The sequence below is a fragment of the Dactylosporangium sp. NPDC005555 genome (genome assembly GCF_040605635.1).
In the GTDB taxonomy this organism is placed as follows: domain Bacteria; phylum Actinomycetota; class Actinomycetes; order Mycobacteriales; family Micromonosporaceae; genus Dactylosporangium.
Map to the genome: position 1 here is coordinate 1 of NZ_JBEXDG010000126.1, position 8008 is coordinate 8008.

6 protein-coding genes and 1 pseudogene are annotated in these 8008 nt (G+C 68.8%); 6 read left to right on the plus strand and 1 reads right to left on the minus strand.

The features are described 5' to 3' along the window. Positions 1-194: pseudogene (locus ABZS58_RS50570) on the minus strand (hypothetical protein); the annotation flags it as partial. Positions 195-400: 206 nt separating this feature from the next. On the opposite strand from ABZS58_RS50570, the gene ABZS58_RS50575 reads away from it, so the two are divergent. The 6 genes from ABZS58_RS50575 to ABZS58_RS50600 form a co-directional block, all read left to right on the plus strand. Beyond that, positions 401-829: an SgcJ/EcaC family oxidoreductase gene (locus ABZS58_RS50575; RefSeq protein ID WP_354791948.1), complete on the plus strand. Its 429-nt coding sequence runs from the start codon at positions 401-403 to the stop codon at positions 827-829. Between the two features lie 149 nt (positions 830-978). Continuing rightward, entirely contained in the window at positions 979-2322 is a 1344-nt protein-coding gene (locus ABZS58_RS50580; protein WP_354791949.1) for an enoyl-CoA hydratase/isomerase family protein, read from the plus strand. Then, entirely contained in the window at positions 2301-3614 is a 1314-nt protein-coding gene (locus tag ABZS58_RS50585; RefSeq protein WP_354791950.1) for a PLP-dependent aminotransferase family protein, read from the plus strand. The genes ABZS58_RS50580 and ABZS58_RS50585 overlap by 22 nt, the downstream gene beginning before the upstream one ends. 147 nt (positions 3615-3761) lie before the next feature. After that, complete coding sequence (locus ABZS58_RS50590; protein WP_354791952.1) at positions 3762-7295, plus strand: amino acid adenylation domain-containing protein; 3534 nt, start codon at positions 3762-3764, stop codon at positions 7293-7295. Next, positions 7243-7560, plus strand: coding sequence for an MbtH family NRPS accessory protein (locus ABZS58_RS50595; protein ID WP_354791953.1), 318 nt, complete (start codon positions 7243-7245; stop codon positions 7558-7560). Before ABZS58_RS50590 ends, ABZS58_RS50595 begins: the two co-directional genes overlap by 53 nt. After that, on the plus strand, positions 7557-8008 hold a 452-nt coding region (locus tag ABZS58_RS50600), incomplete at its 3' end, for an acyl-CoA dehydrogenase family protein (RefSeq protein ID WP_354791954.1). The genes ABZS58_RS50595 and ABZS58_RS50600, both read left to right, overlap by 4 nt.

Below are 8008 nucleotides of genomic sequence, written 5' to 3' on the forward strand. Positions count from 1 at the left end.
CCCCGCTCCACGGCCCGGGCCACCTCCGACGGCATCATCCGGAAGTCGAACCGCGTGACCTCAACGTGATACTCCGGGTGCGCCTCATTGAACCCGGCAGCCGCCGACAGAGCCACATCCTCCGCCCTCGTCGCCCACTTCGTCGGGTCCGTCAGCCACACATTGATCCTGATCTTCGGCAGTGCAGCTGCCATGAAAGTCCTCCGTCATCAACCGCAGCATCAGTGCAACCACTGTCACGGCACCACAAACCCGACCGCGACTCCACGCTTGCTCACCCGACCTCCCAGCTGGGCGTGAATCCGGCGGCAGCACTTCGCAAGATGTGTCGCCCGGCGTGTCCTGTGATCGTCACGGACGAAGGTCGGCCATTTTCCATCGACGAGAGCGGGAGACAAGCATGCCGGCGACAGCGTCCACCCCATCGGCAATGTCCAGCACCGATCAGGCAGAGATCACGGCGGTGTCCGCGCGCATGGTCGCGGCCTGGGCCGAGCACGACGCCGATGCCTTCGCCGATCTGTTCACGCAGGACGGGACGATGATCCTTCCCGGCGTGTACCAGAAAGGCCGCGACCAGATCCGGGAGTTCATGGCGACGGCCTACGCCGGGCCGTACAAGGGCACGCGTGTCACCGGGTCGCCCATCGACGTGAAGGTGCTCGCGGAGGGCGCCGTGGCGCTGCTGACCACGGGCGGCGTGCTGGCGCCCGGTGAGACCGAGCTGTCGGACCGGGCGGCCATCAGGGCTTCCTGGATTCTCGTCAAGCGCGAGTCCCGGTGGCAATTGGCGGTCTACCAGAACTGCCCGCGGGACCGAGCTGTCTGACTTGCTGTGCGGCGACCGGCGTTCGTACTGCGCCGGTCGCCGTTCGCATTGCCGTAGGTGACGCACCGGATCTCGTGGCGCTTTCCGGTTCCGCCCCGGTGAACGGACTCTTCTAGTGATCTTGTCTAGTGATCTTGGACGGAGGCGGCGTGACAGCGAGCGAGCGTTCAGAGGTGCCACGAGCCAGCGTGACATCACCCTCCACGACCCTCGCGCGGGACCGCCTGCGGGCCGAGGTCACGGATGCCGCTGCGCGCGTGGCCGACCTGTTGGCGACCCTGCCCGCACCCGCCGACCGCAACCCCGGCCAGCAGGCCCGGGCCACCGCGGCACACGCCCACGCGCGAGCCGCGAGGCGTCAGCTGCTGCATGCTCAATCGGACCGGCTCCATCGGGAGGTCGTTGGACAGAGCCCACAGCGGCTGTCCTTGACCGACATGTCGTACGAGCTGGCCGATGTCGTTCCAGGCTTGACGCCGAACCGGGCGGAGATGGAAGCGGAACGCGGCCGCCGTCAGGCCGCCAAGGAAGGTCTGGAGATCGACCAGGGCATCGCGTACTCCGCGCTGCTCAGATCCTGTGCGGGCGGCGACCTTGTGCGCTCACAACGGCTGCCGACCGACGAGGCCCGCTCCCGGCTGTCGGAGTTCCAGCGGACCGGCGCGGTCGAGATGTCCGTGGTGTCGGTGCGGCGTACGGACGGGGTAGCCGAGATAACGGTCGCCAACCAGCGCTATCTCAACGCGGAGGATGAGCCCCTCGGACGGCAGTTGGAGGTCGCTGTCGACCTGGCCCTGCTGGATCCGGAAGTCCGCGTGGGCATCGTGCGGGGCGCCGTCATGGAGCATCCGAGATACTCCGGCCGGCGGATCTTCAGCTCGGGAATCAACCTGACACTCCTGTGCGCTGGGCAGATCCCCTTTCTGGGCTTCGTCATGCAGCGTGAGATCGGCTATTTGAGCAAGATCCAGCGCGGCCTGTGGGATCCCCAGCACCAGACCGACCCGGCTGCTCGGGGCGGCAAGCCGTGGGTTGCGGTGGTCGACGGGTTCGCCATCGGCGGTGGCATGCAGCTGATGCTGATGTTCGACTATGTGATCAGCTCGGACACGGCCTACTTCACGTTGCCGGCGGCACGAGAGGGCATCGTGCCCGGCGCGGCCAATCTCAGGCTCAGCCGCGTCCTTGGCCCACGGCTGGCTCGACAGGTTCTCCTGGGCGGCAGGCGGATAGCGGCCAGCGATCCGGTCGCAGCGCTGCTGTGCGACGCCATCGTGGCGGAGGACGCGGTCGATGACGCCATCGACCGGGCGGTCCGCGCGATGGACAACCCGGCCGTGATAGCCAATCGGCACATGATCACCGCTTTCGAGGAAACCGAGGATCACTTCCGGAGCTATCTCGCCGAGTTCGCGGAAGTTCAAGTACAGCGGTTGTACAGCCAGGACGTCCTGCATCGGTTGGAGCAGCAGTGGATGCAACGGCAACGCTGACCGCCGGGGCGCACCTGCACGCTGATGACCTGCATCGCAGCGTGTCGAGCCGGCAGGTCGCCGCGATGACCATGCTGAACGAGATCGTGGCCGAGTTCCCCAACGCGATCTCGTTCGCACCGGGCGCTCCGTACGAGCCGTTCTTCGCCGACATCGCGGTCGGTCCACTGCTGGACACCTTCGTCGAGGCCCGGCGGGCCGCCGGCTTCAGCGAGGAAGCGGTGCGCCGGCACCTGTTTCAGTACGGTCCGAGCAAGGGAATCATCAACGACCTGGTCGCGGCCGCGCTGCGGGCCGACGAGGGCATCGACGTCTCGCCTGACGCGATCGTCATGACGGTCGGTTGCCAGGAGGCGCTGTTCCTCACCCTGCGTGTGCTGCATCCACCGGGTGCCAGCCTGGCGGTCACTGATCCGTCGTATGTCGGCGTGGTCGCAGCGGCCGATTCCCTGGACATAGCGGTTCGCCCGGTGCCGGACGATGGCACCGGCCCCGACTTGGCGGCCCTCCGCGCGACTTCGGAGCGGGAGCGGGCGGCGGGCCGGCGCCTCCGGGCGCTGTACGTCTCCCCTGATTTCGCAAACCCGTCAGGCAGCCGGCTCTCACTTGCCGCCCGGCAGCGTCTGCTGGCGACCGCATCGGCCCTCGACCTCATGCTGATCGAGGACAATCCGTATGCGTTCACGGCCGCTCCGGACGACCGGCTGCCCAGTCTCAAGGCGCTCGATCGCGAGGGCCGGGTGGTGCACACCGGCACCTTCGCGAAGGTCGCGGTACCTGGTGCCCGGGTGGGGTACGTGGTGGCGGACCAGTGGGTCAAGTCGCGCTCCGGCCCGCCGGTGCGATTGGCCGCCATGATCGCTGCCGCCAAGAACGCGGTCACCCTGAACACGTCCCCGCTGGCCCAGGCACTGATCGGCGGCCTGCTCATCCGACATGGGGGCTCCATCGCCGCGCTCGGCCGGCGCAAGGCGGCGCATCTGCGCGGCAACCGAGCCGTCCTCCTCGAGCGGCTTGTTCACCACTTCGGCGAACCCGGTCGGCCGGGCGCCGGGGTCCGCTGGTGGGCATCCGAAGGCGGCTACTTCGTGCAGGTCGAGCTCCCGGTCGAGGCCGATGAGGCGCTGTTGCGGCACTCCGCGGAGACGTTCGGCGTGCTCTGGACCCCGATGCGCGGCTTCCATCTCGACGGGGGTGGCGAGCGCCGAATCCGGCTGTCGTGCTCCTCCCTCGAACACGAGGAGATCGTCAAGGGCACCGCCCAGCTGGCCGACTTTGTCAACGCGTTGTAGCGGACATGCCGATCGGGCTCGGCGCCGACCTGCCGCTGGTGCGGCCACTCTGATCGCCCGGTTGCGGGGCCGACCGCGACACAGGCGCCGAGGCCGGCGACGACAGCCGGTGGCGTCGACGACCGGTGCGCATGCGAAGGAGGAGCAGTGACCGACGACATCTCATCATCCGAGTGGCGGCCGACAGCCAACCAGCTCGCGGTGTACCTGGCCGAGCAGACGGCTTTCTGGGCCGGTGGTCTGCAACACTGCCGGGCAATTCTGGTTACGGGTGACGTCGTCCCTTCCGAGGTGGCTGCGGCGTGCGCACACCTCCAGCGTCGCCACGCCCCGCTGCGACGGCACTTCCGTGACGTCGACGGAGAGCCGCTGCTGGTTGCGAGCCATGGATTGCCGGTGGAGCTGATCGCCGGTGCTCCACAGCCGTTGACCGCCGCGCTCACGGTGGCCGCGGCCGACGCGAGCCGTCACTTCGACCTGGACGAACGACCTGCGATCAGGGTGGGCGTGTATCCGGTGGAGGACGGCAGGACACTGGTGGCGCTGACCGTCCACGCTGCGGTGGGCGGCCGTCGCGTAGCCTCGCGGCTGCTCGAGGAGCTCGGTGAGCGGTATGGATCCGCGGCCGCCGGTCCGTCGTGGCCGCCGGGCGGCACATCTGCGATCGAGCCGGACAGCCTTGACCGTGTCCTCGGTGCCATGCCCGGGGCACAGCAGGCGATCGCGTGGCCCACCAGCCGTGGCCGTGGCCGCAGCCATGGCCGGTCGATCACGACGGCATGGTCGTTGGACGAAAGCCACACCGCGCTCCTGCATCGGTGTGCCGACCGCATGGGCGTTTCCGTGGCCACGGTCCTGCGGTGTGCCTTGCGCGTCCTGCTCTTCCACGAGACCGGCGAGCAGGACATCCTGATCGGCTCGCCGAAGCACACCCGAACCGGCGACACTGACGTCGCACCCGAAGACATCCAGCTCCTTCGACACGCCCTCAGCGCACACACCGCCGTCGTCGACATGGTCCGGTCCGAGCACAGCATCGCGACGCAGCCGGTTGACCATCCCGAGGTGCTGCATGAGCTGCTGTCGCGGGCGTTGCGACCTGAACGGCACGCCGGGGTCGAGGTCCAGGTCGGCTTTCGGTGCAGTACCGCAGCCAAACCGCCTACTACCTGGGCCGGCATGGTGACGCACGACATCGATCTCGCGGTGGCGCACTCACCGTACGAGCTCGAGTTCGACGTTGCCGTCGGCGACGACGGCGTCGTCGGGGCGTGGCGAGGCGCGGCCGGGCTGTTCGACGAGCAGACCCTCGATCGGATGGGGCGCAGCTACTCGACCGTGCTGCACGGGCTCGTCCAGTGCCCCGCCGGAACGATCGGCGAGCTCGACGTGATCCACCCGGCCGACTGGACGCGGCTGGCGAAGTGGGAGGCGCCGACCTCGGGCGTGAGCGGTGAGGACACGCTTGTCGAGTTGGTCGGTCGTTGGATCCGTGATACGCCCGAACGGACAGCGGTGGTGATGGCCGACGCTGTGCGCACCTACTCGGACCTGGACGACGCGGCGAGCCGGATAGCAGCCGCGCTGCGGGCGCTCCAGCTCCCGGCCGAGTCACGGATCGGCATTCTCGTGGCCCGCCGGGTGGAGCTGCCTGCGATCCTGCTCGGAGTTGCCCGCGCGGGCCTGGCTGCCGTACCCATGGATCCGAGCCATCCCATCGAGCGCCTGTCGTACATCGTCGGCAGCAGCGGATGCGGTGCGGTGATCACCGACGGTGCCCTGTCGGTCGATCGGGTGACGGCGCTCGGCGTGCCGTCGGTGTCGCTGTCCGACCTGCTGGCGGCCGACCCGGCACCGACCGACCGACCGCCGCACCCGGACGCGCTGGCTTACGTGCTGTACACCTCCGGGTCCACCGGCCGTCCGAAAGGCGTCGCGGTGACCCATCGCGGCCTGGCCAACTGCCTGGTTGCCACCCGGGAGCTGCTGCGCTTCCAGCCGGCCCAGTCGCTGCTCGCGGTGACCACGATCTCCTTCGACATCGCGATGTTGGAGCTCTTCCTCGCGCTGACCAGCGGCGGACGGACGATCCTGGCGACCAGCGCCCAGGCGCGCAGCGGAACGCAGCTGCAGGCCGCACTGGCCCGGTACCGGCCCGATGTCATGCAGGCCACACCGATGACGTGGCGCATTCTGTTCGCGACGGGTTGGCCGGGGGATCCGGGGCTGGTCGTGTCGTGCGGCGGCGATGTCGTCCCGCCCGAACTGGCCAGCCGTCTGGTCGCATGTACGAAGGAGTTCTGGCACACCTACGGGCCCACGGAGGCCTCGATGTATGCGGTGTGCGAACGACTGCCGCGAGAGCCGCAGGCGTCGATCGTGCCGGTCGGCCGTCCGTTGCCCGGCGTCTGGCTGCGGATCCTCGATGCCGCGGGTTCGCCCGTGCCGCCCGGCGTGGTCGGCGAGCTCTACATCGGCGGCGTCGGTGTGGCGCGGGGTTATGTCGGTGGGCCCGGGCAGTCCGCCGAGCGATTCGTGCCCGACCCGGCCGGCGAGGGCCGCCGGCTCTACCGCACGGGTGACCTGGCCCGGTGGCGCGCCGATGGCCGGCTGGAACTGCGGGGGCGCAACGACCGTCAGGTCAAGATACGCGGGCATCGCATCGAACCGGACGAGATCGAGAGCGTCCTCAGCGGCCATCCAGACGTCGCGTTCGCCGCGACCGTGGTGGCCGGCCACGACCGCGACAGCAGAAGCATCGTGGCGTTCCTTCAGCCACGACAACCAGGTGCCGGCCAGGACCTGGTGAGCCGGGTCTCGGCGCATGCCCGCCAAGTGTTGCCGGCGTACATGGTGCCCTCCTCGTACGCGCTGCTGAGCGCGATGCCACTGACCAGGACCGGCAAGATCGATCGGGCCGCATTGGCCCGCATCAAGCCGCCGCGGCAGAACGGTGCCGAGAGCGACCAGGAAGCGCGCTGGGTTCATGAGGCATGGCAGTTTGTGGCCGAGGGTCACGCCGACCGCCATGACGACTATGGTCAGCTCGCGGGAGACCTGCGGCTCGCCTGGAAGCTTCGCACTCACATACGACGCGAACTGGACGTCCAGCTTCGCTTGGGCGACATCGTGGCCGCGTCCACCGCTGCTGGTCAGGCACAGCGGATCCGGCAGGACCGGCTCGCCGCCGGCGCACCGCCGCTGCGCTGGTCCGGCCGTCCCGACAGGTCCGCGCTGGTGCTCCTGCAGGGGGACCTGCAGGAGGACTCAGCCTGGCCGGCGCAGGCGGTGGCGGAGTTCGAGCGCTGGTTCAAGGTGGCGATCCTCGACATCTCCGACGGGCACCCGCAGGACGTGCCGGCACGGCTGGCGACGATCGGTGCTCCGGGCGCCACCGTATTGGCGGCGTGGGGTGAGCTGGCGCCAATGGCGGCCGAGTTCGCCGGCACATTGCGTGAGCGAATCGGCGTCGGGCCGAAAGTGCTGGCGGTCGAACCGTCCGCCCCGAGTGAATCGCACCGGCCGGTGCACACTCCGCAGTGGGTGGTGAGCCGCGACCACACGCTGCTGCGAACGTGGCGGGCGACGGCGCAGGACGCCGATCTCGTGCTGTTGGCGCTGGACCGCGATGCGGCGATGGACTGGTCGCTGCTGGCGTCCGTTGTCGCCGGGATGGGCTGACTCGTGGCCGTGTTTCGAGCCCGGCCACCGCGGTCAGTGCTCCATCTGGCCGGCGGGCCGGGAGGTGCCAGCCGGCTGGTCAGCGGCAGGTCACCGAGGACCGGAAGCGGACTGCCCCGCCCACGTCGACAGCAGCCTGCTCGAGGCAACGGCGAAGTGGCCGTACATGGCGCGGCGGGGCGACAGTGGTGTCCGGGGCTTGGACTCCAACACGCCCGAACCTGATCGGCGCGATCGTCAGCAGCCAGAGATGGATGGTCAATGAACGCGAACCAGAACACCGCCGAACTCGACCTACCCGCCCCGCCCGAGCCTGGTCTTACCGCGGATCAGGTGGTAGCGCGTGCCGAGGCGATGGTTCCTGAGCTTGTCGAGCGTCAGGCTGAGACGGAGGATCGTGGGTTTTACGCTGAGGATATTCATGAGCGTTTTGCCCGTAATGGTTTCTACCGGATTTTGGTGCCGCGTCGGTATGGTGGGTACGAGTTCGGGGTTGAGACGTTTTTCCGTGTTTGTGTGACGTTGGCGCGTGGTTGTGGTTCGACCGGTTGGATGTTCGGTCTGGGGGCTGCGCACACGCAGGTAGCTGCGTCGATTTTCGGTGAGCGGGCGCAGGACGAGCTGTTCGCCGTGGGTGATTTCGTGTGTCCTGGCACGGCGATTCCCAGGGGTTCGGCGGTGCCTGCGGCTGGTGGTGGTTGGACGGTCACCGG

Excerpts from the sequence above, each read along its gene's own strand:
- ABZS58_RS50595 (WP_354791953.1), top strand. The coding sequence starts at position 7,243 with ATGCGGCGATGGACTGGTCGCTGCTGGCGTCCGTTGTCGCCGGGATGG.
- ABZS58_RS50575 (WP_354791948.1), top strand. The coding sequence starts at position 401 with ATGCCGGCGACAGCGTCCACCCCATCGGCAATGTCCAGCACCGATCAG.